Origin of the sequence: Shewanella sp. 10N.286.52.A9 (assembly GCF_041468985.1) — a bacterium.
GTDB lineage: Bacteria > Pseudomonadota > Gammaproteobacteria > Enterobacterales > Shewanellaceae > Shewanella > Shewanella japonica.
The window spans coordinates 142928-167152 of the sequence record NZ_JBFRJQ010000001.1; the positions used below are offsets into that span (position 1 = coordinate 142928).

Annotated in this window: 22 protein-coding genes; 11 read left to right on the top strand and 11 right to left on the bottom strand. The window is 42.3% G+C overall.

Features of this window, described 5'->3' with window-relative positions:
- Positions 1 to 64: 64 nt before the first annotated feature.
- A complete protein-coding gene (gene glnA / locus AB4128_RS00700) occupies positions 65 to 1474 on the bottom strand; it encodes a glutamate--ammonia ligase (RefSeq protein WP_055025348.1) in 1410 nt (469 codons plus the stop codon).
- 470 nt (positions 1475 to 1944) lie between these two features.
- Between glnA and typA the strand changes: the two genes are divergently transcribed.
- The 5 genes from typA to glnG all read left to right on the top strand — a co-directional run bounded on the left by typA (position 1945) and on the right by glnG (position 7515).
- On the top strand, positions 1945 to 3762 hold the full coding sequence (gene typA, locus AB4128_RS00705) for a translational GTPase TypA (protein WP_055025409.1): 1818 nt from the start codon (positions 1945 to 1947) through the stop codon (positions 3760 to 3762).
- Positions 3763 to 3953: 191 nt separating this feature from the next.
- Positions 3954 to 4265 (top strand): pyrimidine/purine nucleoside phosphorylase, encoded by a 312-nt coding sequence (locus AB4128_RS00710; protein WP_080914636.1) that lies wholly within the window; start codon positions 3954 to 3956, stop codon positions 4263 to 4265.
- A gap of 91 nt (positions 4266 to 4356) precedes the next feature.
- Positions 4357 to 4899: a DUF4124 domain-containing protein gene (locus AB4128_RS00715; RefSeq protein WP_055025350.1), complete on the top strand. Its 543-nt coding sequence runs from the start codon at positions 4357 to 4359 to the stop codon at positions 4897 to 4899.
- Positions 4900 to 5031: 132 nt separating this feature from the next.
- Positions 5032 to 6069 (top strand): nitrogen regulation protein NR(II), encoded by a 1038-nt coding sequence (gene glnL, locus AB4128_RS00720; RefSeq protein WP_055025410.1) that lies wholly within the window; start codon positions 5032 to 5034, stop codon positions 6067 to 6069.
- Positions 6070 to 6099: 30 nt separating this feature from the next.
- A complete protein-coding gene (gene glnG, locus AB4128_RS00725) occupies positions 6100 to 7515 on the top strand; it encodes a nitrogen regulation protein NR(I) (RefSeq protein WP_055025351.1) in 1416 nt (471 codons plus the stop codon).
- A 90-nt stretch (positions 7516 to 7605) separates the two neighbouring features.
- Here the strand turns inward: glnG and AB4128_RS00730 are convergent, their stop codons facing one another.
- Both AB4128_RS00730 and AB4128_RS00735 read right to left on the bottom strand, forming a co-directional pair.
- Positions 7606 to 8184 (bottom strand): outer membrane protein, encoded by a 579-nt coding sequence (locus tag AB4128_RS00730; protein WP_055025352.1) that lies wholly within the window; start codon positions 8182 to 8184, stop codon positions 7606 to 7608.
- A gap of 193 nt (positions 8185 to 8377) precedes the next feature.
- Positions 8378 to 9754, bottom strand: a complete 1377-nt coding sequence (locus AB4128_RS00735) for a GntP family permease (protein ID WP_372036310.1) — start codon at positions 9752 to 9754, stop codon at positions 8378 to 8380.
- A gap of 156 nt (positions 9755 to 9910) precedes the next feature.
- On the opposite strand from AB4128_RS00735, the gene AB4128_RS00740 reads away from it, so the two are divergent.
- Positions 9911 to 10423 (top strand): gluconokinase, encoded by a 513-nt coding sequence (locus tag AB4128_RS00740; RefSeq protein WP_055025354.1) that lies wholly within the window; start codon positions 9911 to 9913, stop codon positions 10421 to 10423.
- Between the two features lie 279 nt (positions 10424 to 10702).
- Here the strand turns inward: AB4128_RS00740 and AB4128_RS00745 are convergent, their stop codons facing one another.
- Positions 10703 to 11575 carry a cation diffusion facilitator family transporter gene (locus AB4128_RS00745; protein WP_055025411.1) on the bottom strand — a complete coding sequence of 291 codons (873 nt, stop codon included), beginning with the start codon at positions 11573 to 11575 and terminating at the stop codon, positions 10703 to 10705.
- Positions 11576 to 11640: 65 nt separating this feature from the next.
- The gene (locus AB4128_RS00750; protein ID WP_055025355.1) at positions 11641 to 12147 is read right to left on the bottom strand and encodes a Spy/CpxP family protein refolding chaperone; all 507 of its coding nucleotides are present in this window, start codon (positions 12145 to 12147) and stop codon (positions 11641 to 11643) included.
- A gap of 359 nt (positions 12148 to 12506) precedes the next feature.
- Here AB4128_RS00750 and AB4128_RS00755 point away from each other — a divergent pair, with 359 nt between their 5' ends.
- Positions 12507 to 13922 carry a hypothetical protein gene (locus tag AB4128_RS00755; RefSeq protein ID WP_055025356.1) on the top strand — a complete coding sequence of 472 codons (1416 nt, stop codon included), beginning with the start codon at positions 12507 to 12509 and terminating at the stop codon, positions 13920 to 13922.
- Positions 13923 to 14003: 81 nt separating this feature from the next.
- Here the strand turns inward: AB4128_RS00755 and AB4128_RS00760 are convergent, their stop codons facing one another.
- Positions 14004 to 14516 (bottom strand): lactoylglutathione lyase family protein, encoded by a 513-nt coding sequence (locus AB4128_RS00760; protein WP_055025412.1) that lies wholly within the window; start codon positions 14514 to 14516, stop codon positions 14004 to 14006.
- A gap of 235 nt (positions 14517 to 14751) precedes the next feature.
- Positions 14752 to 15261: a lactoylglutathione lyase family protein gene (locus tag AB4128_RS00765; RefSeq protein WP_055025357.1), complete on the bottom strand. Its 510-nt coding sequence runs from the start codon at positions 15259 to 15261 to the stop codon at positions 14752 to 14754.
- Between the two features lie 283 nt (positions 15262 to 15544).
- Between AB4128_RS00765 and AB4128_RS00770 the strand changes: the two genes are divergently transcribed.
- The 4 genes from AB4128_RS00770 (at position 15545) to trmL (ending at position 19183) form a co-directional block, all read left to right on the top strand.
- Positions 15545 to 16378, top strand: coding sequence for a DUF4437 domain-containing protein (locus AB4128_RS00770; RefSeq protein ID WP_055025358.1), 834 nt, complete (start codon positions 15545 to 15547; stop codon positions 16376 to 16378).
- A 130-nt stretch (positions 16379 to 16508) separates the two neighbouring features.
- Positions 16509 to 17195 (top strand): response regulator, encoded by a 687-nt coding sequence (locus tag AB4128_RS00775; RefSeq protein WP_055025359.1) that lies wholly within the window; start codon positions 16509 to 16511, stop codon positions 17193 to 17195.
- Positions 17195 to 18571 (top strand): ATP-binding protein, encoded by a 1377-nt coding sequence (locus AB4128_RS00780; protein WP_055025360.1) that lies wholly within the window; start codon positions 17195 to 17197, stop codon positions 18569 to 18571. Before AB4128_RS00775 ends, AB4128_RS00780 begins: the two co-directional genes overlap by 1 nt.
- A gap of 147 nt (positions 18572 to 18718) precedes the next feature.
- Positions 18719 to 19183, top strand: a complete 465-nt coding sequence (gene trmL / locus AB4128_RS00785; RefSeq protein ID WP_055025361.1) for a tRNA (uridine(34)/cytosine(34)/5-carboxymethylaminomethyluridine(34)-2'-O)-methyltransferase TrmL — start codon at positions 18719 to 18721, stop codon at positions 19181 to 19183.
- Positions 19184 to 19205: 22 nt separating this feature from the next.
- Here the strand turns inward: trmL and AB4128_RS00790 are convergent, their stop codons facing one another.
- The 4 genes from AB4128_RS00790 to AB4128_RS00805 form a co-directional block, all read right to left on the bottom strand.
- Positions 19206 to 19718: a hypothetical protein gene (locus tag AB4128_RS00790; protein ID WP_225442147.1), complete on the bottom strand. Its 513-nt coding sequence runs from the start codon at positions 19716 to 19718 to the stop codon at positions 19206 to 19208.
- Positions 19719 to 19973: 255 nt separating this feature from the next.
- The gene (locus AB4128_RS00795) at positions 19974 to 21416 is read right to left on the bottom strand and encodes a M16 family metallopeptidase (RefSeq protein ID WP_372036314.1); all 1443 of its coding nucleotides are present in this window, start codon (positions 21414 to 21416) and stop codon (positions 19974 to 19976) included.
- A complete protein-coding gene (locus tag AB4128_RS00800) occupies positions 21413 to 22738 on the bottom strand; it encodes a pitrilysin family protein (RefSeq protein ID WP_055025364.1) in 1326 nt (441 codons plus the stop codon). Before AB4128_RS00800 ends, AB4128_RS00795 begins: the two co-directional genes overlap by 4 nt.
- A gap of 95 nt (positions 22739 to 22833) precedes the next feature.
- Positions 22834 to 24132, bottom strand: coding sequence for an amidohydrolase (locus tag AB4128_RS00805; RefSeq protein WP_197495564.1), 1299 nt, complete (start codon positions 24130 to 24132; stop codon positions 22834 to 22836).
- Positions 24133 to 24225 lie beyond the last annotated feature (93 nt).

Sequence of the window (24225 nt, forward strand, 5' to 3'; positions counted from 1 at the left end):
ATGATAATCATCAAGGGCTTTGAATTTAGCCTATGGCCAATTTACATGAGCGTTAAGCCAAAGCTTATAGGCTGTAGTAAAGTTGGAATTCCATTGGGTGAGTAGTACGAGATACTTGCTCACACTCTTCAGACTTAAGTGCAATGTAAGACTCAATAAAGTCTTTACTGAATACATCACCTTTAGTTAAGAATTCGTGGTCAGCTGCTAAGTTTTCTAGTGCGTTTTCTAGAGACGTTGCAACTTGTGGGATCTCAGCCGCTTCTTCAGCAGGTAGGTCATATAGATCTTTATCCATTGCTTCACCTGGGTGAATCTTGTTTTGGATACCGTCAAGACCAGCCATTAGCAATGCAGAGAATGCTAAGTATGGGTTAGCGGTTGGATCTGGGAAACGTGTTTCAATACGACGAGCTTTAGGGCTTGGTACCACTGGGATACGGATTGAAGCACTACGGTTACGTGCTGAGTAAGCAAGCATTACAGGCGCTTCGAAATGCGGTACAAGGCGCTTGTATGAGTTAGTACTTGGGTTAGTGAATGCATTCAATGCACGAGCGTGCTTGATGATACCACCAATGTAGTAAAGTGCAGTTTCACTTAAACCTGCATATTTATCGCCAGAGAATAAGTTAACACCATCTTTAGCTAAAGATTGGTGAACGTGCATACCACTACCGTTATCACCAACAATTGGCTTAGGCATGAATGTCGCTGTTTTACCGTATGCATGAGCAGTGTTATGAACAACATACTTCATGATTTGGATTTCATCAGCTTTGTTTGAAAGCGTGTTGAAACGTGTCGCAATTTCGTTTTGACCCGCTGTAGCTACTTCGTGGTGATGCGCTTCAACTACTTGACCTAATTCTTCAAGAATTAGACACATTGCACTACGAATGTCTTGTGATGAATCAACTGGTGCAACTGGGAAGTAACCACCTTTAACGAATGGACGGTGACCAGTGTTACCATCTTCGTAGCTAGTACCTGAGTTCCATGCCGCTTCTTTCGCGTCAACTTTTACGAAAGTACCTGACATGTCAGTACCAAACTTAACGTCGTCAAATAAGAAGAACTCTGGCTCTGGACCAATTAATACAGTGTCAGCAATACCGGTAGATTTTAAGTACTCTTCTGCTTTCTTAGCGATTGAACGTGGGTCACGCTCATAACCTGTCATAGTAGAAGGTTCTAAAATGTCACAACGAATAAGACCAGTCACTTCTTCAGTAAACGGATCAAGTAAGAAAGAAGAAGGATCTGGCATCAATACCATGTCAGATTCGTTAATACCTTTCCAACCGTTGATAGATGAACCATCGAACATTTTGCCATCTTCAAAGAAATCTTCGTTTACTTGATGAGAAGGAATAGAGACGTGCTGCTCTTTACCTTTAGTGTCTGTAAAACGTAAATCTACGAACTTAACTTCTAGTTCTTCAATTTGTTTTAATATTGATTCAACTGACATTCTTAAGCCTCCGGTAGGGTAAAGGGTTGTCCCTTAATATAATCTTGTTATTCGTCAGACAAACTATCTGCTTTGCGAATTTGTTCAATTAAAAGCTATTTCCATGCCAGAAAGGTAAGTGATTGATTTAAAGCTTAATAAAAAAATCACTAGCCATAGAAAAAGCCATATTGCACAAATACGGTGCACCACTACGATCACAATTGGTGCAAAAGTCCATTTCGGTGCAGGGTTTTTAGCGCATGAATTGATCTAGTTCATTAAAGCGTCATTTTATTGCGGCAGTATGATCCTTTTTCGTTTTTATCTTCTATCTTTAGTGTTTAATTTTTTATTAAAAACGACCTGTTCAAAAATAATCCTATCTACTCGGCGCTCGGTGGAGTAGAATGGCACGCTTTTTTATAGTGGCTATACTTATCAGCCCTATAAACTCCTATTTTTTATTTGATGGTATAGAGGTTTTATCCGTGTTAGAGAATTTACGTAACATCGCCATTATTGCTCACGTTGACCATGGCAAAACGACCTTGGTAGACAAGCTATTGGCTCAGTCAGGCACCCTTGAAAGTCGAGGCGAAGCCGCAGAACGTGTAATGGATTCTAACGATCTTGAAAAAGAACGTGGTATCACCATTCTGGCAAAAAACACTGCCATCAAATGGAACGACTACCGTATTAACATCGTAGACACTCCTGGTCACGCCGATTTCGGTGGTGAAGTAGAGCGTGTTCTATCTATGGTAGATTCAGTTTTATTATTAGTAGACGCAGTTGACGGCCCAATGCCTCAAACTCGCTTTGTTACTAAAAAGGCATTCGCACAAGGCCTTAAGCCAATCGTTGTTATCAATAAGATTGACCGCCCTGGTGCACGTCCTGATTGGGTTATCGACCAAGTATTCGACTTATTCGACAACTTAGGTGCAACTGACGAACAGTTAGATTTCCCTATCGTTTATGCTTCTGCATTAAACGGTTTCGCGACTCTTGATCCTGAAGAAACAAGCGAAGACATGACACCGCTTTTCCAAGCGATTGTTGAGAAGGTTTCTTCTCCTGATGCAGATGCTGAAGGTGAGTTCCAAATGCAAATCTCTCAACTTGATTACAACTCATACGTAGGTGTTATCGGTGTTGGTCGTATTAAGCGTGGTAGTGTTAAAACTAACCAGCAAGTCACAATCGTTGATGCTGAAGGTAAAACTCGTAACGGTAAAATGGGCCAAGTATTAGGTTACATGGGTCTAGACCGTCACGAAGTTGCTGAAGCCAACGCCGGCGATATCGTTGCGATTACCGGTTTAGGTAACTTACAGATTTCTGACACTGTTTGTGGTGTTAACCAAGTTGAAGCATTACCTGCATTATCAGTTGATGAGCCAACGTTAACAATGACTTTCCAAGTGAACACTTCTCCGTTCGCGGGTAAAGAAGGTAAGTACGTTACTTCACGTAATATCCTTGAGCGTCTAGAACAAGAACTAGTCCACAACGTTGCACTACGTGTTGAAGAAACTGATTCTCCAGATCGTTTCCGTGTTTCTGGTCGCGGTGAGCTTCACCTTTCGATCTTAATTGAAAACATGCGTCGTGAAGGTTACGAATTAGCAGTATCTCGTCCAGAAGTTATCACCAAAGAAATCGACGGTGAGATGTGCGAGCCATTCGAAACATTAACTGTTGACGTTGAAGAAGAGCACCAAGGTACCGTAATTGAAAAATTAGGTATGCGTAAAGGTGACATGAAAGATCTACAACTAGATGGTAAAGGTCGTGTACGTATCGACTTCATCATTCCTAGCCGTGGCTTAATCGGTTTCCAAACTGAGTTCATGACTGCAACTTCTGGTACAGGTCTTATCTACCATTCATTCGACCATTACGGTCCAGTGAAAGGCGGTGACATCGGTCAACGTGCTAACGGTGTATTGATTTCTAATGCAACAGGTAAAGCCCTAACATTCGCATTATTCGGTTTACAAGACCGTGGTCGTCTATTAATCGGTCACGCTGCAGAAGTTTACGAAGGTCAAGTGATTGGTATTCATTCACGTTCTAACGACTTAACTGTTAACTGTCTGAAAGGTAAGCAGCTAACCAACATGCGTGCATCAGGTACTGATGAAGCACAAGTGTTAACTCCGCACATCCAAATGACACTTGAGCAAGCACTTGAGTTCATCGATGATGATGAGTTAGTTGAAGTAACACCTGAAAATATTCGTGTTCGTAAGCGTCATTTAACAGAAAATGACCGTAAGCGTGCTAGCCGCTCTGGTAGCTAAGTTTAGCTAACGTAATTTGAATATGAAAACCCGCTCAGGCGGGTTTTTTATTGCCTGTTATTCTAATAAGTACCAGTACAGCAAATAAAAAACTGATTTCATCTAACCTATAACCTAACAGTCTTTATATTCACTTTAAACGAATATATATTCACCCTTACTTATTATCTCTTAGGTTGGAATATCGCAAAATGTCTGTGATTCAAAATGTTAACGTGGCTAATCAAGCCAATATTTACTTTGATGGTAAAGTCATCAGTCGCACAATTCATTTTACTGATGGTAGTCATCAAACCCTTGGGGTTGTGCTACCTGGTGAATATAACTTTGATACCAGCCAAGCTGAAATCATGAATATCACCTCTGGTAAATTTGAGGTGTTATTACCTCATGCCACAGATTGGACAACCGTCACAGCAGGCGAATTATTTGAATTAGATGCCAATGTTAACTTTAAAATTCGCACTAACGAAATCAGTGAATATCGCTGCCAGTACAAGTAATTAGCGTCAGCAGTTCATCAGTAATTGCTGATTTTATGTTAAAAAGAAGCTAGTATTAATGTGTTGAACGCCAAAGGTGAAGGAATCCCACATGCGCTTAGTCTTAATCATTAGTCTCATTTTAACCAGTATTGTCCTCTCAAGCAGCCATGCAACGGTTTATCGCTGGGTAGATGAGAATGGTAAAGTCCACTACAGCGACGAGCCAAGGGAAAATGCCGAAACAGTAGAGCTCAATCAAAATACGCAAAATAGCATTTCTGTTCGTGTTCCTGCCGAAGTGGATTCCAATACAAAACCAGCTGAAGCGGTTACCTACAGGGTGAGAATCGTTAATCCAACTCAAGAAGAAACCATCAGAAGTAACCAAGGAAACTTCACTGTTGTCGCCAGTGCGGCACCAGAACTACCCAATGGTTATTTACTTGCACTGTATATTGACGACATTCTTTATGGTCAGCCTCAATCCAGTGCAATCTTCAATGTCACTGAAGTAAATCGCGGTGAACATAATCTTGTCGTTAAGATTTTGACCCAAAACGGCAAAGTCCTTGCATCAAGTTCTGCTAGAAAGATATTTCTACATCAGGCTTCCATTCTTAATAAACCTAGACCAACACCTAGGACTGAATAAAAATATTGTTTTTCATATAGATAGAGAAACAATATTAAAAGATTATTAAATTGATTGTCGATGTAGAATAAGTTGCTTAGTGCACCATACTGGTGCAACATGGTGGTGCAACTTCAATATGCAGGACAATTGATGGATACAAATAATCTGCTGAATCATTTAGTTACCGCTGTTCTTGTTATCGATAGCAAGCTGATGCCTCATTATGCCAATGCGGCAGCTGAGCAGCTGTTAGGGATCAGTGTAAATAAATTGCGAGAACAGCGTTTGCCTGAACTCTATCAGTTTATGGGAGTAGAATCTGAACTCTTAATTGATTCGGTAAAAGCCAGCCAAGGGATTACAGTTAATACTGCTGCGTTAATAACCCTTGACGGTGTGCACCACATTATAGATATCACCTTGATCCCCATGGAGCATGAAGATGACTTAAGTCTGCTCGAGCTAAGACAAGTCGATCAGCAACATCGTATCCACCAGCAACTAAACTTAGATGCCCAACAACAAGCTGCGCAATTCTTAGTGCGCAACCTTGCCCATGAAATTAAAAACCCATTAGGCGGCCTCAGAGGTGCAGCCCAGTTACTTTCACGTGAGTTAGCTGAGCCGCAATTAAAAGAGTTCACCGATCTAATTATTGAGCAAGCCGATAGGCTAAGAAACTTGGTTGATAAGCTATTGGGACCACAACGTCCTACCCAGCATACCGAACACAATATCCACCAAGTAGTGCAAAAAGTCTTAAAACTGATTGAGTTAACCCTACCGGATAACGTCACGTTAGCGCGAGATTACGACCCATCCATTCCCGATATGAATATGGATCCTGATCAACTGCAACAAGCCGTGCTTAACATAGTACAAAATGCCACTCAGGCGCTTGAGAAAACCGGTGGCGAAATACTCATTAGAAGCAGAACCCAGCACCAAGTCACTATTGGCACTCAAAGGTTCAAATTAGTATTGGCGCTATCGATTATTGATAACGGACCTGGGATCCCGGCAGAACTACTGGATACATTGTTTTATCCAATGGTAACAGGCAGAGAGGACGGCTCAGGTTTAGGCTTATCGATTGCGCATAATATTGCACGATTACATGGAGGTCGCATTGATTGCGTATCGGCACCAGGGCACACAGAATTCACCATTATCCTGCCATTACAATAACATGCCATTGATGGCTATTGAGGAAGTAACATGAGTATAAGCGAACAAGTTTGGATCCTCGACGATGATAGTTCTATTCGCTGGGTATTAGAAAGAGCCCTACTGGGTGCCAAGATTTCTACTGCCAGCTTTGCTGCGGCCGAGTCATTATGGCAAGCATTAGAAATCTCACAACCCATTGTGATTGTGTCAGATATCCGCATGCCTGGAACCGATGGCTTAACCTTGCTTGATCGCTTACAAATGCACTACCCGCATATTCCAGTCATTATCATGACGGCGCACTCTGATTTAGACAGTGCCGTCAGCGCTTACCAAGCGGGTGCCTTTGAGTATTTACCAAAGCCATTTGATATTGATGAAGCCATTGCGTTAGTGGAACGCGCACTGACCCATGCAACAGAACAAGTCCCTCCGCCAGCTGAAGAACCCGAAGTGGTGAAAACCCCTGAGATCATTGGTGAAGCACCTTCAATGCAGGAGGTATTCCGTGCGATTGGTCGCCTATCTCGTTCATCCATTAGTGTATTAATTAATGGTCAATCTGGTACTGGTAAAGAACTGGTTGCTGGCGCACTGCATAAACACAGCCCTCGTAAAGATAGCCCTTTTATCGCATTGAACATGGCTGCTATTCCAAAAGACCTAATAGAGTCTGAACTATTTGGTCATGAAAAAGGCGCCTTTACAGGAGCAGCCAATGTCCGCCAAGGTCGCTTTGAACAAGCCAATGGCGGAACTCTGTTTTTAGATGAAATTGGCGACATGCCACTTGATGTGCAAACCCGCCTTTTACGTGTTCTTGCCGATGGGCAGTTCTATCGCGTCGGTGGCCATGTGGCAGTACAGGTCGATGTGCGGATTATTGCCGCAACACACCAAGACTTAGAATTATTGGTGCAAAAAGGCGATTTTCGTGAAGATTTATTTCACCGCTTAAACGTGATTCGAGTTCACCTACCACCACTGTCGCAGCGTCGTGAAGATATTGCTCAATTGGCCACCCATTTTTTGATTTCTGCAGCAAAAGAAATCGGTGTAGAGCCAAAAGTACTGACAAAAGAAACAGCAACCAAATTAGAGCAATTACCTTGGCCCGGTAATGTTAGACAACTTGAAAATACTTGTCGCTGGTTAACGGTGATGGCCTCAGGCCAAGAGATTTTGCCTCAGGATTTACCCGCTGAGTTACTTAAGGACCCAGTCGCTTCAGGTGAAAGAACTGACGGCGTTTCAGATTGGCAAGTGGCATTAACCCAATGGATTGATGAAAAGCTATCAGCGGGTGAAAGTGATTTGCTCACAGAAGTGCAACCAGCCTTTGAGCGGATATTATTAAAAACAGCGCTCAAGCATACTCAAGGTCATAAGCAAGAAGCAGCAAAACGTTTAGGCTGGGGGCGAAACACCCTCACGCGTAAACTCAAAGAATTAGAAATGGATTAATTTACGACAAGAGTTAAAACAAAAAGGATAGCGAAAGCTATCCTTCTTTATTTACACTCGCTTTATCTTTTTATACTAAGAGCACTCAGTTTAAAACTGGTAATGCAGCCCCAATGCTAACTGCGAAGTATCTGCATCAATATCTAGCATTTCAGAACGATCGGCATCTAAGTCACCGGTGGCATACTCATAACTTAAACGTAAGCGCAGTGATTCGGAAACAGCAGCTGTTATGCCAACACCGTAAAGCACATTAACACCACTCCAATCGGCAGTATCAAAGCCTTCGTCATAATCGTAATCTGGGTCAACTTCGAGTGCACGAATCGCTAAGCCCACTTTACCAAAAACAGAAAAGGTATCATTGATAGCCCAAGTAAATTTCGGCGCAGCCGAAAAAACAGCTAAACCAAGATCAACACGACCATCTTGTAGATCATTGGTCAGCATCCATTTTCCTTCAATGCCAAACCAATGATTGAAGTTATAACCACCATAAGCACCGAAACCTGCACCAGAATCGTCAAAACTGCCGACTTCCAGTTGTACATTACTCAGTTCACCACCCACATACCAACCCGTATCGCGGGCTTTATGTTCTTCGGCTGTGACATTAAAAGATAAACCGACCATTAATATTGCACTTGCTACTACAGATAAGCGTTTCATTATCATTCCTTAATAATTCTATCAGCGCAGGCAGCATAGCAGAAAGCACTCACTCATCAATCATTTCAAATGTAGGTATTTGTTCGAAAATGTGTCAATAACGATAAGCTAATAAAAAGGAGCATTGCTGCTCCTTCTTATCATTAACTAATAGATTAATACTGGCTTAACGTATTAAAAACCTAAATTCAGTCTAAATAACCATGCTCAGTACACCGACAATAATAAAGGCGATAGTCCCAAGTAATGTTTCCATCACGGTCCAGGTCTTTAAAGTGGTTTTCTCATCCATTTCCATTAAACGACCCACAAGCCAGAAACCTGAATCATTAAAGTGAGACAATACCGTCGAGCCACCAGCAATGGCAATGACAATAAAACAAAGATCAAACTGTGTCAGACCCGAAGTCACAGCGACCATAGGCGCAATTAACGCTGCTGTTGTGGTTAATGCAACCGTTGCCGACCCCTGCGCTACTCGCAAACATGTTGCAATGACAAAGGCTGCTACAATGATGGGCATACCGGTATCGTTTAATACTCCAGCTAAGGCTTCACCAATACCACTAGCACGTAATACACCACCAAACATACCACCAGCGCCTGTCACTAAAATTGCACCACAAATGGGGGCGAGAGAATCACCACACAATTTCTCAAGCTGCTTCATACCGTAATCTTTAGCAAACACAGCAAGACAAACGAGTAAGGTTATTAGCAATGCAATGGGAGTTTTACCTAGCATTCGCAGGCTTTCAACCCAAGTGGCACTGCCATCTATCACACCTGCTACGCTCAAGGTGTTCAAGCCTGTATCTAAAAATATTAGCAATACTGGTAACAATAAAATCATCAGAACCGTAATGAATTTAGGCTGTTTAGCCGGGTCAATCACGGTTTCAGAGCTTAAAAAGACTTTGGATAATGGAATATCAAACTTCTTGCCTGCATATAAGCCAAACAAATAAGCCCCTATATACCAAGTTGGGATTGCCACTAAAATACCAATCATTAGCAGCATACCTATGTTTGCCCCAAGTAAATCAGCTGCGGCAACCGGGCCTGGATGCGGTGGCACAAAAGCATGCATTACCGCAAAGGCACCTGCAGATGGCAGCGCATATTTTAATGGTGAACCGCCAAAACGTTTGGCCACACTGAATATAATCGGCATCATCACGATTAAGCCCGCATCAAAAAAGATAGGGAAACCAAACAAGAGTGAGGCAACACCCAATGCCAATGGCGCTTTTTCTGCACCGAAACGGCCTATGAGGCTGTCGGCTAATACCTGCGCCCCACCTGTAACTTCTAAGATTTTACCAATCATGGCACCTAAGCCTACTAAAAGCGCGACAGCTGCCAACGTGCCACCAAAGCCTGACATCATCGTCGGCACGACTTGTTCAGTAGAAATTCCTGTCGCAAGGGCAGTTGATAAACTCACTAATGTTAACGCCACAAAGGCGTGCATTTTGAGTTTTATGATCAATAAGAGTAAAGCAGTTATAGCCGCAGCAGCGACCATTAGTAGGTAGGTAGGATCAGCAGATTGAGCTAAAGTGTCCATGGTATGTTCCATCGTTCTTTTAGGTATTCTTTATCAAGTTGATTAAATCTAATCTAGTCAAAAAAAATCAACTCAACGCGGTACTATCACTCAGCTTCGAGATATACTTTCGAAACGGCTAAAGTATATAGATCAACCCTGATTTGAGGTACGTAAATGACCGGTAAAACCATTATTGTGATGGGTGTGTGTGCTTGTGGTAAAAGCACCGTTGGCGAAAAGTTAGCAAATAGCTTGAATGCGAAATTTATTGATGGTGACGACCTGCATCCACGAGCTAATATTCAAAAAATGGCCCGTGGCGAGCCATTAAACGATGATGATCGCGCACCATGGTTAGAGCGCGTTCGAGACGCGGCTTACAGTATCGAATCAAAAAATGAAACGGCCATCATTGTTTGCTCTGCACTAAAACAACAATACCGAGACACCATACGAGAAGGTAACCAACAAGTCGCTTTTCTATATCTACAAGGCAGTTACGATCTTATCTTGGCAAGAATGCAGGCTCGAAGTGGCCACTTTATGAAACAAAACATGGTCGACAGCCAGTTTGCTACCCTTGAAGATCCTAGCCAAGAAAACTTAGTCGTCACTGTTAATGTCGATAACAGTATCGACAATATTGTTTCACTCGCTGTTAAGCAATTTAAACAGCTAGGTTATTAGCCTATCTTGCTCAAACAGACATAAAAAAGCCGCTAACAAATTAACTTGTTAGCGGCTTTTAGTCTTTATATGAATCTAGTAGCAATCTAAATAACCTGAACTCGGGATAAGAGTTCAATAAGTTATGTTTAAATAGCCATATTCACTCTTTTAAAATAAATCAGTTAAATTCAAACTTGAGCTTTGCGCTGATAACAAGGCGAATTTACGCGTCAATAGCGGGTCTATTGCAAGTAAATTCAACACAGTTAGCGTTGCAAAGAGCTGTTTGATATGCATTTAATCGATAGGGTCTTGGTGAATTATCACTTCCGCACTATCAAACGCTTCACATAAACGTTTCTCAGTGTTGTCGGTTATTTCATGGGCTTCACGTAATAGTAATGAGCCTTTTAACTCGATATGAAACTGGATAAACGTGGTCTTACCCGCTTGTCGAGTACGTAAGTCATGTAAGCCATTCACTCTAGGGTCTTGCTTAACAATTGCGATGATGTCTTCACGGGTTGCTTCATCTAGCTCACGATCAAGCAAGGACTGAATAGAGCGATAACCTAAATCTATTGCTTGATGACCTATGTATAAAGCAATTAATACCGCAAATAAACCATCAGCCCACCACCAGCCATATTGTGCCAGTACTAAAGCGAGTAACACTGCCCCATTTAAAAATAGGTCAGATTTATAATGCAGTGAGTCCGCTTCCACCACAGTACTATTGGTTTTTGCTAACGCTTTTTTCTGCAGTATCACCAAGGCAAATGTCATCACTAGCGCAATGATAGACACCACCATGCCTAAACCAGCATGAGAGACTTCAACAGGATTGAATAACCGCTCTCCACCATAAAACAGTAATAAGAATGCTGAGCCTAAGATGAAGGCAGATTGAGCAAGCGAGGCTAATGGTTCAGCTTTTCCATGACCATAACGATGATCACTGTCAGCAGGCAAAATAGCATAACGGATGGCAATAAAATTAACGATTGAGGCAAGTGCATCGGCAAACGAATCGGTTAACGATGCAAGCATGCTCGCAGACCCAGAATAGAGCCATGCGAGCAATTTGATCACAATAAGGATTAACGCTGTGGCTACAGCTGCGCGACTAGCTAACTTAACCCAAAAATCGTAGTCTGAATCTGTTGTCATAATAGAGGTCATCACGCCTAAATAAATGCAGTGGTAACCTCCAGTATAACGGAGTCAGTTAACAATTAACCACGACCTTTACCTTTGGTTTTGGTAAAACGTGAGTCAAACTTCTCTTTTTGCTCTTCAGTCAGTAGCTGGTAGATTTCATTTTGCATTTTCATGAAGTTTTTCATGCCTTCTTTTTGCTTCAACTGTTTCGCTTCAATGATTGAATCAGCCTTGGCATCGTCAAAGTTTGCATTACTGATAAGCGCTAGCATTTCAGTTTTATGTGCAGCACGTTCTTCTGCTGATGGACGCTCGCCTTTCTCTTCTTTGTACTTCTCAATAATCGCTTTTACATCTGTGCGTTGAGTGTCAGTTAAATCAAGTGAACGTAGCATTTTACGCATACTTTTATGCATGCTCTTGCCATGGTGCTTACCACCATGTGCTCGCTCACCCTTTTCTTGAGTCTGTTCAGTTTGAGTATTGGTGTCTGTGCTTGTTGCGTACACTTGACCAGCTAATAATGCTGAAGTAGCAACAAAGGCTAATAAACTATTTTTTACTGTTAAACGTGATTTCATAATGTCACCTATCTATGTGCTTTACTCAATTAAAACAATGGGCTAACAGCGCTTAATCCCTTTTTTAAGTAACACTGCTAACAGAATGTCGTCTTCAATATCCCAAAACGAATTTATGTGTATTTAATGCGTTTTTGATATGAAGCTAGTTTAGCAATTGCAATGTCAGTAAGGGTTTAGCCTCGGTAAAGCTATGTAAAGATCTCATTTCTGGAACAAAAGTAATCTCATACACCATAATGGGAGCCAGTTCACGTATATAAAAAGGGATCATTTTCATACTGAACCTACATAGGACATATGTATCTGAGATAACACTAATTGAACGTTTTAATAAGGTGTATAAGTTGAGGTTATGGATGAGTAAGATTTTCAGCCGATTGATTTTGTTATGTGGTTTATTGCTCTCTTTTGCCGGTATGGCGCAGGCAAATGATGATGCTTTATGGATAGATAATAGCGCCGCTGAACCCTCGGTAAATTTACATTTTTTCTGGTCAGAAACCTGTCCACACTGCCGTAAAGCACACCCATTCATTGATGCACTTGCTGAGCGATATAGCTGGATAAATCAACATGATTACCTTATATCAGAACCAGGCAATGTTGATAAACTGATGGCCATAGGCGAGAAAACCGGCGTCGAGCCCAAGTCAGTGCCTTACTTTGCCGTCTGTGGCGAAGCCATTACAGGCTATAATAGCCATGATGTGACTGGTCGCTATATTCTTGAACGCCTAGAAGCATGTTATCAGCGAAATGGCGGCACCATGCCTGCTGAAGATTTAATGGGTGATTTTTATGAAGATAAAACCACCGCTGATGCACCGTTATTTGAAACTTGCTCGGATAATTCAGATCCAAACAACCCTAGTACCTGTGATATGGATTTTGGTTCAAATGCAGCAAGCCAAGCCAAACTAGATGATACCCCTCACGTACAGCCTGTTGATATTCCACTGATCGGTGCTGTTCAGCCTGAAAAAATGTCGCTACCTGTATTGACCTTAGTGCTAGCTGGCGTCGATGCCTTTAACCCTTGCGCCTTCTTCGTATTGCTCTTTTTATTAAGCATCATGGTGAATGCGGGCAGTCGTGGACGCATGCTATTAGTGGGCGGAATTTTCGTTTTCTTCTCAGGCTTTATTTACTTCATCTTCATGAGCGCATGGCTCAACCTGTTCCAATTACTAGGTGGTGGAGACGGAGGCTGGATTATCACAGGTGCGGGATTAATTGCACTGGTGGCCGCCTTGGTCAACATAAAGGACTTCTTCTTTGGTAAGGGCGATGTCAGCTTGTCTATGTCGGTTGAAAACCGTGGCAGCTTAATAAAGCGGATGGGGAAATTGTCTAAAACCAGCTCTTTACCAACCTTAATATTCGGTTCTGCGTTATTGGCGATTATGGCCAACGCTTATGAGTTACTTTGTACTGCTGGTTTCCCGATGATTTACACGTCTGTGTTATCAATTTCGGGATTAGATACCATTGAGCGTTATATGTATCTCATCGCTTATAACGTCATTTACGTTATTCCATTAGCAACCATTGTGATTGTATTCGCAGCCACTCTTGGCAAGCGTAAGCTAACGGAAAAAGAAGGCGAAGTACTTAAACTAATGTCGGGTATTATGATGTTAGGTTTAGGCAGCATGCTTGTTATCGACCCGATGGCGCTGCAAAACGTGGTGTTCTCTGTAGGCTTGATTGTAGGTTCTATCTTGCTGACTTATGTCATCGTTAAGATTAAACGCTTGAAGCAAAAGTCTTAATCTCGCTATAAAAGCTCAGTAACCAGTAAAGCGAGTCTTATACCTAAGACTCGCTTTTGTTATTTAGTTTTCCAATAAACTTTATTGGTAAGCTCCAGCCGAGTAAGTTAACTCATAGCTATGGCTATAGATTTCTAAAATATTGCCGAAAGGGTCTTCCATGTAAATCATCCGATATGGCTTCTCACCAGGGTAATAATAACGAGGCGCTTTCATGCGTTTTTTACCCCCAGCGGCAACAATTTTTTCAGCCAAACCTTCAACATCAGGATCTTGAACACAGAAATGGAAAATACCTGTTTTCCAATACTCAAAATTATCGTCAGGGTTTTGCTGATTTTTAAATTCAAACAACTCCACTCCAACTCGGTCGCCAGTAGATAAATGGGCTATCTTAAATCGCTCCCACCCTGGACCAAAAACGTCGGTACACATCTCACCGATGGCTGAATCATCTTCAACAATTTCTGTCGGCTCCATGATTAAGTACCAACCTAAGACTTCAGTGTAAAACTTAACTGCAGCCTCTAAATCTGGCACCGAGATACCGATATGAGAAAAGGTTCTAGGGTACGGTGTAGGTGAATCTGGCATTGCTGCGGCCTCAGCAGTAGCCTCTTGTTGCGAGGTGGCAGACGCACAACCCGTTAATGCCATAGGCAAAGCGGCGGCCCCTAAACTGACACCCAGTAACTTCATGAATTCTCTTCGACTGGGATGATTGATAAACATAGTGTGTTCCTATAACGGCGATACAATAGAGGATGTCTAACAGATTGAAAACGGGGATTACGAAAAACCTAATAGCCTCCATAAGCCCCTGTGAATGTTATTTATATGCACCACTGGCATAATGTAATTCATAACTGTGGCTGTAGATTTCTAGGATATTTCCAAATGGATCTTCCATGTAAATCATGCGGTACGGTTTTTCACCTGGGTAATAATAACGCGGTGCTTTCATTCGTTTTTTGCCACCAGCAGCAACAATTTTCTCTGCTAGTCCTTCAACATCAGGATCTTGAACACAAAAGTGGAACACGCCAGTTTTCCAATATTCAAAGTTATCTTCTGGATTCTTTTGATTCTTGAATTGAAACAGTTCGACGCCGATACGGTCACCGGTAGAGAGATGGGCAATGTTAAAACGCTCCCAACCTGCACCAAATACATCCGTACACATTTCGCCAATGGCAGAATCATCTTCAGTAATTTCTGTTGGTTCCATAATTAAGTACCAACCTAGTACTTCGGTGTAGAACTTCACTGCCGCTTCTAAATCAGGTACTGAAATACCAATATGAGAAAACGTTCTTGGGTAAGGTATAGGTGCAGACATATTTATCTCTCCAGTTGTTGTTCATAAAGTCGGGCTAATTTCGATGAGAAAAGTATAGGAGAACTACAACCAAAAAGTTAAATTATCAATATTTATGTTTTTAATAATATTTTGTAATAGCTAAATTTATGAAGTGCTGGATTATGCCGATTTGTTTGATACTGTTTCTCACCAAGTGGTCTTTTTGTATTTCCTTTAGCAACTATAATTGACTGATACTTTGAGATTAATTTTAAAAATCTTATTTTAATCACGATATTCAGCACCGACAGAGATCGCAAACATGAATCTATTACACACAGTATTACCGGCTATTTTACTCAGCACTTTACCTGCCACCGCTGTCTTTGCAGAAACCTCCCCTCAGTCAGAAGTCATCACGACAGCTGATATTGACTGGGGATATTTAAACCCACTTCGTGGCGATAAAAGCCCTGGGGCGGCCAACCTTTGGGGCGATCGCACCCAAAATGTGCCAACGGGTATGTTAGTAAAATTCAATAAAGGGTTTTCCTCACCTCCCCACATTCATAACATTACTTATCGTGGTGTGGTTATTGAGGGGAAAATGCATAATGACGATCCCGATGCCGCAACCATGTGGATGCCAACAGGTTCTTTTTGGACACAACCTGCTGGCGAGAACCACATCACTGCAGCCAATGGAGAAGACAACCTCATCTTCCTTGAAATTGATAGTGGCCCTTATTTGGTTAAACCATCTAGTGAGCAATTTGACAATGGAGAACGACCAATAAATCTTCATCAATCAAATCTTGTTTGGCTAGACCAAACCGACATGAAGTCTATCAATGGAAATAATGCTGAAATAACCGCATTATGGGGCAGTAACAAAGTCGGGGAGCTCGGCGGTGCAATGATAAAATTGCCAGCCAACTTTAGTGGAACACTGACAAGCGATGCTGAAGAGTTTAGAGCCATTGTTATCAAAGGTAGCCTTAACTATCAATCTGTTGAAACACCAAACAGTAAAGGATTAACCGCGGGCAGTTATTTTGGCTCTAACGGTAAATTCAGCCATAACGTGACAACGTCAGCGCAAGGGGCAATGGTATATATTCGCACTGATGGAAAATATCACGTCGCAGAAAAATAGTGCGGCTAGGTGATAACGCATAGCAAAATTTATGTCGCACTTACTCATCTTTATGTAAAAGAGTGCAATGTTGCTAAACTTGGATCCTCATTCGTTATATAGTGCAATTAATAAAAGAGTGAGGATCGCAATGAGTCGTATTTTATTAGTTGATGATGACGCAGGTTTATCAGAATTATTAGCCCAGCTTTTGGTACTTGAAGGGTTTGAATTGACCCAAGCATTTGACGGCCAACAAGGCCTTGATTATGCACAGAACCAAGATTTTGATTTAATTTTACTTGATGTAATGCTACCAAAACTTAATGGCTTTGAAGTCTTACGTGCCCTCAGAACTCAAAAGCAAACGCCAGTACTCATGTTAACTGCTCGTGGTGATGAAATTGACCGCGTGGTTGGCCTTGAAATTGGCGCTGATGACTACCTACCAAAACCGTTTAACGACCGTGAGTTAATTGCACGTATGCGCGCGATTTTACGCCGCTCGGTTTTAACTCAAGCTGACAAAAATGAGCAAGTTAGATTAGATTTTGGTGACCTCAGTTTAGACCAAGCAAGACAAGAGCTTTATTGTAACGAACAACTTATTATCTTAACGGGTACTGAGTTTTCCTTACTGCATAGCTTGATCACCCAAGCGGGCGATTTGGTCACAAAAGAACAACTTAGCGAAACCGTACTCGGTAAAAAATTAATGCCATTTGATCGCAGCTTAGACATGCATTTATCTAACTTGCGCAAAAAATTACCTGAACGCAGCGATGGCCGACCAAGAGTAAAAACCATCCGTGGTAAAGGCTATATTTGGATCCCGTAATGACATTCCTCTCTTCTATAAATCGCTTATTTGTTAAGTTATTACTGGGTTTTTGGCTATGCAGTTCGCTCATCATCGCCTTTGTGGCGATTTTGCCTTTTTTACAGCAAAGCCATGATCAACTCCCTTTGTCGGACAAACAAACACAACTGCTCAAACGTGCGGCAGAGCACTTTATAGAAGAGCCGTCGCTACTTGAAGATGAACAAGCGTTAAGACGTTTAAATCGTCACCGAAATCGTGATGGAAAAAGCTTTAAGTTTTATATTCTTGACGAGCAAAGCAGGGTGTTAAATACGAACAAAGTACCACGTACTTTTCGTGAGTTTTTACTTATCAGCGAAGACAATGGTGCCCCTATTAGTCACCAATTCCGCACTGAGTTAATTTTCGGTCCTTACGAATTTATAGCAGGTGAGAAGCCTTACCGCGTCTATGCACGTATTTCAGATAATCACCCACGCCCTTGGTTTTTCTTTTTCAGTGATAACAAGCTGCTGACAGCCATTATCGCCATGTTAATGTCTGGTCTACTGTGCGGCCTTTTAGCTTGGAACTTAGGTAAGCCATTACGTTCACTCAAGCAAAGCTCTAATGCGCTAGCGCGAGGAGACTTATCAAGCCGAGTCGAAACCAGCGTGGTAAAACGTGGGGATGAAATTGGCGAGCTGGCCCAAGCATTTAATACGATGGCAGAGTCCATCGAAACCATGATGAATAATCAACAACGCTTAATGGGTGATATTTCTCATGAACTACGTACGCCGTTAACCCGGCTGCAATTGTCATTGGCATTAGCCCGTAAGAAAGATCAAAGTAGCCCTGATATTGAACGTATTGGCTATGAAGCAGAGCAGTTAGAAGCCCTCATATCTGAGCTATTAACCCTATCTCGTGTCACCATCAGCAACACTGAAAATAAAGTCCATCTTGAACTGGCTGAATCGCTTAGCCATATTCTTGATGATGCAGAGTTTGAAGCCGAGCAGCAGCAAAAACGCTTAGATATTGAGATCCCTGAAACAATCAGTCTCGACCATTACCCAAAATCCTTATCTCGGGCGATAGAAAACGTGCTGAGAAATGCGATTCGCTATGCCGAATCTGTGATTTCTATTACGGCAGAACAGGTACAAGATCGAGTGGTGATCACCATTGATGATGATGGACAAGGGATTGATGAAGCCGACTTAGAAGAAATCTTTAAGCCGTTTTACCGACCTGATGATGCTCGCGATCGTGAGTCAGGTGGCTGGGGATTAGGTCTGGCCATTACCCAAGCAGCCATTAAGCTCAACCAAGGTAACATTGAGGCAAAAAATATCTCTCCCCATGGCCTAAGTGTTGTCATTAGCCTGCCTAAAACCATGCAGTAACCTAAGGCTACCTTTCTAACTCTCAGATAAGCGTTAGCAGGAGCCATATGCAGAATGTCAGGGAAAACATCATCATCTTGATGATTTCTTTCCCTGGTTATGATGTTTTGAGTATAATTCTCGATTCATTCAATCAAGGTATTTAACATGTTCCATATTGCGCTTTATGAACCAGAAATTGCTCCAAACACGGGTAATATAATTCGTCTGTGTGCCAACAACGGGGCAAAACTTCACTTGATTGAGCCGTTAGGTTTTGATTTAGAAGAGAAAAAGCTTCGTAGAGCTGGCTTAGATTATGCTGATTTAACCAATATCACTCGCCACAAGAATTTTGAAGCCTTCCTTGAGGCGATGCAAGGCAAGCGCATAATGGCGTGCACGACTAAAGGCAGCCGCCCACATAGTGAGCTTGAATTTGCCGCTGATGACGTATTGTTATTTGGTCCTGAGACCCGTGGATTACCTATGGATATCATTGAATCTATTCCCACCAGCCAACGCTTACGCATTCCGATGGCTGCGAGTAATCGCAGTTTAAATCTATCCAACTCTGTGGCGATTATTAGTTATGAGGCTTGGCGTCAGCTTGATTACGCTGGAGCTGAATAGCTAATTTAACTTGTAGCGCTGGCTAATTGGGCTGAACAGTTGTCAGCTCAATCGCGCGGATCAATTGATATTGCTGGCTATCATCATCAAGATAATGCGCACTTTGACGCCACAACCAACTGTCATTATTACCATTATCAATTGGAGCGCTAGTCGTCGATGATAAGGGCTCAAAGCTTAAACGAATCAATGCAGGCCGCTGATTAAGTTGCCCTTTTCCTAAAAAAGTAAAACTATCCCCACGCTGATATAAACTAAAAACTTGCTCTCTATCTGCACCAACACCGTCAGTGTACGTCAGGAGTACATCACCACTATGTGCACGAAACCACCAAACTTCACTATTGGGGTTACTGTCGCCACGGCTCACCGTCAGCATTAGATTCCGTTTATCAGATGAGCAAATTGCAGCAGTTGTCACTTGTTTTGGTCTGGAGCCCGATTTAGCCGCCGAGCCAACCCAGTCACCATCAAGTCGTGGACAAAACTGGCTCAAATCCACTTTCGCAGCGCTCACGCTGGCAGCGGGCAGCATCCCTATAAATCCTAACAAGAGGGCTAAGCTACAGCTTATTTTTGAGATTCCAATATTATAAGACATGGACTAAAAGGCCTTGAAGTAAGCTTAATCAGTGATTAGCTAGCACATTATTTTATTCCATCACGATTTTCAAATAACTAAACTATTTTTGCAAATAACGGCAGTTATTGAACCGACAAATTTGACCAATAAAAAATGCCTTTCTCAAATAAGAAAGGCATTTACGATCAAAAGTAGACGAGATGAATGTTATTGACCGAAGCCCACGTCCGTCATATTAATCTGCGTGACTTCACCATATTCTTTAGCAATATCAGCAACTTTAGCAGCATTACCAATCAACACAAACTGCAAATTCTCTTGAGGGAAATAGGTACTTATTAAACGCTGAGTATCTTCAAGGGTTAAGCCATCGACTTTGGCTTGAAACTCATTGATGAAAGAATCATCAAATTTATAGATATACATATCTGCCATTAGCTCAGCTAACTGACCACCTGTTTCAAATTTAGGCGGGTATTGGCCTTTTACGTAGGCTTTAGCTGAATCTAAGGTTTGCTGATCTATCCCTTGTTCCCATAAACGCGCATAGGTTTTTAACGCTAAGTCCATGGCCTCTTTAGTCGTACTGGTTTTGGTAAAAGTGCTGACTTGGAAAACCCCAGAATCAGAAAAAGGATTAAAGCCAGAACGAGCGCCATAAGTTAATCCAGCGTTGACCCTTAACTCATCGTTTAACCATGAAGTAAAACGGCCACCTAAAATGGTGTTGACTACCGTTAGCCCTACATAATCAGGGTTATCACGGCGAATACCTAAACCACCAAAAACAAATGTTGTTTCAATCGCATCAGGTTTATCAACTAACAATACTCGGCTAGCATTAAGTGACGGTAATCCCTGTGATAAATCAGGTTGGACGGCTTTTTCAGTTCCCTGCCAGCGACCAAAAGCTTGAGTTAACTTTGCCTTCATTTGGGCTGGGTCAAAGTCACCGACAACATTAATGGCCATGTTACTTGGCTGATAATAGCTTTTATGGAAAGCACGTAATTGTGCAATATTAATCTCAGCTAACGAAACGCTGTTACCCGTTGTTGGGTTAGCGTAAGGGTGCTGTCCAAATACCATTTTAGTGTAGTAACGACCAATAACCGCGCGGGGGCTTTCTTTTGCTTGCGATAATCCCACTATTTCACGCTGTCTTAATTTTTCAAATTCAGCGCTATCAAAGTCTGGTGATATCAACACATCTTGCATTATCGCAAGTACGGTATCGAGATCCTTACTCATAAAGTCAGCATCAATTTGTGAGCTTTCACGCCCCGAAGCGGTCTTTAAACTTGCACCAAGAAAATCAATGGTTTGCTCAATTTCCGCCTTCGATTTGCCACCAGCACCTAATAATAAACTCTTAGCAGTCATATACGACACGCCTGAGGTAGTGTCATTAACAGCACCAGCTCTGACAACCGCATTGATGTTAATAATCGGCACTTCAGACTGCACCATAAAGTTCACTTTTAGGCCATTATCTAAGGTCATTGATTCGTATTGAGGCATGCTAAAGCTGCCAGTATCAACCGTTTTACTGGTGCCTGTAGTACTTGCACACCCTGTTAAGGCTAATGAGCATGCCAGCGCCATGGCTGTAAGCGTACGTTTTGAGGTAAATTCTGCTAATGACATCATAGGTCAGCTCCTTCTGTTGCAGCTAACACGCCCACGGTGCGATTGGCCTTACGTAAATAGGTTTGCGCCACACGTTGAATGTCTTCTATTGTGACTTTGTTATATGCCTCTGGGGCACTGAATAGTTTGTCATAACTGCCAAAATACAGCTCGTAACGGCCTAAGGTATTGGCACGACCATTAATGGTTTGCATCGTACGATAGAAATTCATCAGTTTGATATTTTTAACTTTTTCAAGCTCTTGTTGAGTCACCCCTTCAGTGCTAATACGGTTAATTTCCGCAATCATGTTGGCTTCAAGTTGCTCCGCATCGACTCCCGCATTTGCCACACCAAGAAAATAAAACAGGTTAGGATCAAATGATAATGGCAGATAAGACACCACGTTTGATGCAACTTGTTTGTCAACTAGCCCTTGATATAAACGAGAGCTATTACCTTCACTAAAAATGGTATTTAGCAAATCAAGTGCATAATAATCTTCATGTTTTGTCGAGGGTACGTGGTATGCCAGCATCACGTTTGGCGTACTCACTGACGCTTTTTCCACAAACACGCGACGCTCGCCTTTTTGAAGTGGCTCTACAGTGCGCACAGCTTGAGGTGGCGTTTGCGCAGGAATGACGCCAAAGTATTGTTTGGCCAGCTTTTTGACTTCAGCAACCTTCACATCCCCAGCAATCACCACGACGGCATTATTGGGTGCATAATAAGTTTTATGGTATTGCTGTAAATCTTCTAAACTCCAAGCTGCGATATCTGACTCATGACCAATCACTGACCAGCTATAAGGATGCGCTCTAAATGCCACACCTTTAACTTCCTCTTGAATGGTGCGCCAGTTAGAGTTCTCTAGGCCAGTGGTTCGCTCAGATTGCACTACGCCACGTTCACTTTCGACCATTTCAGGGTCTATATCTAAGTTGGCGATACGATCGGCTTCTAAGTCGAAAATGGTCTCTAATGCATTGGCAGGAAACCAATCGGTATACACGGTTATATCTTCAGTGGTGTAGGCATTGTTAGCACCACCAGCAGCTTCCATCGTTCGGTCAAACATTTTCGGACCATACTTTTTTGAACCGTTAAACATCATGTGCTCAAAGAAGTGTGAAATACCGGTAATCCCTGGCACTTCATTACGTGAACCGACTTTCCAAAATAGATACATATTGGCATTGGGTATGCTGCTGTCTTCTAGCACCATAATTTTCATGCCATTATCTAACGTAAAAGTATTTACATCTTCTTGAGTGGTAGCTTGCGCTACGCTAACCCAAGCGCTGAGTAATACCAATAACGCGGTCATTCTGCGTTTCATGTTGGTTTCCTTTTAATCATCCGTCACAGCGACGATATCTTTCATAGTCTTTGTTAACTGACACAAGATTGTTACTTGTCAGGTAATTCGTTTTATTACTTAGCGCTTAAGGCCGTTAACGCCAATTGTGTCATGGTTTGCACACCAACTTTTAATGCAGACTCATCCACATAAAACGCCGGTGAATGGTTGCTGGCCACTGTTGCAGGATCTTTGCCTGCTGGGGTGACCCCAAGAAAATAAAACAAACCCGGTGTTTCTAATGCGTAATAAGAAAAGTCTTCAGCGCCAGTAATCAGCCCTGGCTCAATTAAGTTATCCTCGCCTACAACACTGCGAATAACAGGGCGCATTTTAGCGACTAATTCAGGATTGTTTACTGTCACAGGATAACCTGCATCAATTTCTGTTGTGGCAGTTGCCCCAAGGGTTTTAGCTGATAATTCTGCAATTTCAGCCAGCTTAACTTTAATATCTGCTCGCATGTCTTGGTCGAAGGTACGAATAGTACCAATCAGCTCTACTTCATCAGGAATGATGTTTGAGCGAATACCACCATTAATGGCACCAAAGCTAACGACCGCTGGCGCTTTAGTCACATCGACTTGACGGCTAATTATGGTCTGTACGCTGTTAATAATTTGCGCCGATGCCACAATAGGATCCACTCCGCCCCAAGGACGTGAACCATGAGTCTGACGGCCTTTAACCGTAATCGTAAACGAATCTTCCGAGGCCATTGCAGGGCCAGAACGAAGTCCAATAACACCAGTAGGTAAGCTTGAAGTCACATGCATGCCAAACACTTGCTCAGGTTTACGCTTGGCAAATAAACCTTCTTTGAGCATGAGTTCAGCGCCGCCTTCTTCGCCTGCAGGCGCGCCCTCTTCAGCCGGTTGAAAGATAAACATTACGTCACCAGCAAGGCTATCTTTAGCATTAACAAGGTTTTCAGCCACGCCCATTAACATCGCCACATGGGTATCATGACCACATGCATGCATCACGCCTACAGTTTGACCACGATAAGTATCTGTGGCTTTTGAGGCAAAAGGTAAGTCCACCACTTCAGTGACAGGCAATGCGTCCATATCAGCACGAATACCAATTAATGGCCCAGGTTTTGCCCCTTTTAAAATCGCTACAACGCCTGTGTGAGCCACACCAGTTTGTACTTCTAAACCTAATGATTCTAGGTGCTGAGCAATCACTTTACTGGTTCTAAATTCTCGATTAGATAGCTCAGGATGCTGATGTAAATCCCGGCGCCACTCAATGACTTTTTGTTCAACATTCGCAGTCAATTTAGCTGCATCAGGGCTATTGGCAAAAACGGCAGGAGCAAACGTGCCTGACAGTGTCGCAACACATAAGGCTAAAGTAGAGAGGCGCATATTATCATCCATGGTTATTATCATTTTTTGTAGCATTCCAATCTACAAGGTCTGGCTCGAGTTGTTAAATATTTTGTTAAAGGAGAACCTAAG

What these genes read in the sequence shown, in the direction of transcription:
- AB4128_RS00805 (WP_197495564.1), bottom strand. Translation starts at nt 24,132, where the DNA reads ATGCGCCTCTCTACTTTAGCCTTATGTGTTGCGACACTGTCAGGCACG.
- AB4128_RS00795 (WP_372036314.1), bottom strand. Translation starts at nt 21,416, where the DNA reads ATGATGTCATTAGCAGAATTTACCTCAAAACGTACGCTTACAGCCATG.
- AB4128_RS00745 (WP_055025411.1), bottom strand. Translation starts at nt 11,575, where the DNA reads ATGACAACAGATTCAGACTACGATTTTTGGGTTAAGTTAGCTAGTCGC.
- glnL (WP_055025410.1), top strand. Translation starts at nt 5,032, where the DNA reads ATGGATACAAATAATCTGCTGAATCATTTAGTTACCGCTGTTCTTGTT.
- AB4128_RS00765 (WP_055025357.1), bottom strand. Translation starts at nt 15,261, where the DNA reads ATGTCTGCACCTATACCTTACCCAAGAACGTTTTCTCATATTGGTATT.
- AB4128_RS00800 (WP_055025364.1), bottom strand. Translation starts at nt 22,738, where the DNA reads ATGAAACGCAGAATGACCGCGTTATTGGTATTACTCAGCGCTTGGGTT.
- AB4128_RS00735 (WP_372036310.1), bottom strand. Translation starts at nt 9,754, where the DNA reads ATGGACACTTTAGCTCAATCTGCTGATCCTACCTACCTACTAATGGTC.
- AB4128_RS00730 (WP_055025352.1), bottom strand. Translation starts at nt 8,184, where the DNA reads ATGAAACGCTTATCTGTAGTAGCAAGTGCAATATTAATGGTCGGTTTA.
- AB4128_RS00780 (WP_055025360.1), top strand. Translation starts at nt 17,195, where the DNA reads ATGACATTCCTCTCTTCTATAAATCGCTTATTTGTTAAGTTATTACTG.
- glnA (WP_055025348.1), bottom strand. Translation starts at nt 1,474, where the DNA reads ATGTCAGTTGAATCAATATTAAAACAAATTGAAGAACTAGAAGTTAAG.
- AB4128_RS00770 (WP_055025358.1), top strand. Translation starts at nt 15,545, where the DNA reads ATGAATCTATTACACACAGTATTACCGGCTATTTTACTCAGCACTTTA.
- AB4128_RS00760 (WP_055025412.1), bottom strand. Translation starts at nt 14,516, where the DNA reads ATGCCAGATTCACCTACACCGTACCCTAGAACCTTTTCTCATATCGGT.
- AB4128_RS00755 (WP_055025356.1), top strand. Translation starts at nt 12,507, where the DNA reads ATGAGTAAGATTTTCAGCCGATTGATTTTGTTATGTGGTTTATTGCTC.
- AB4128_RS00775 (WP_055025359.1), top strand. Translation starts at nt 16,509, where the DNA reads ATGAGTCGTATTTTATTAGTTGATGATGACGCAGGTTTATCAGAATTA.
- AB4128_RS00750 (WP_055025355.1), bottom strand. Translation starts at nt 12,147, where the DNA reads ATGAAATCACGTTTAACAGTAAAAAATAGTTTATTAGCCTTTGTTGCT.
- trmL (WP_055025361.1), top strand. Translation starts at nt 18,719, where the DNA reads ATGTTCCATATTGCGCTTTATGAACCAGAAATTGCTCCAAACACGGGT.
- AB4128_RS00710 (WP_080914636.1), top strand. Translation starts at nt 3,954, where the DNA reads ATGTCTGTGATTCAAAATGTTAACGTGGCTAATCAAGCCAATATTTAC.
- AB4128_RS00740 (WP_055025354.1), top strand. Translation starts at nt 9,911, where the DNA reads ATGACCGGTAAAACCATTATTGTGATGGGTGTGTGTGCTTGTGGTAAA.
- AB4128_RS00715 (WP_055025350.1), top strand. Translation starts at nt 4,357, where the DNA reads ATGCGCTTAGTCTTAATCATTAGTCTCATTTTAACCAGTATTGTCCTC.
- AB4128_RS00790 (WP_225442147.1), bottom strand. Translation starts at nt 19,718, where the DNA reads ATGCTGCCCGCTGCCAGCGTGAGCGCTGCGAAAGTGGATTTGAGCCAG.
- glnG (WP_055025351.1), top strand. Translation starts at nt 6,100, where the DNA reads ATGAGTATAAGCGAACAAGTTTGGATCCTCGACGATGATAGTTCTATT.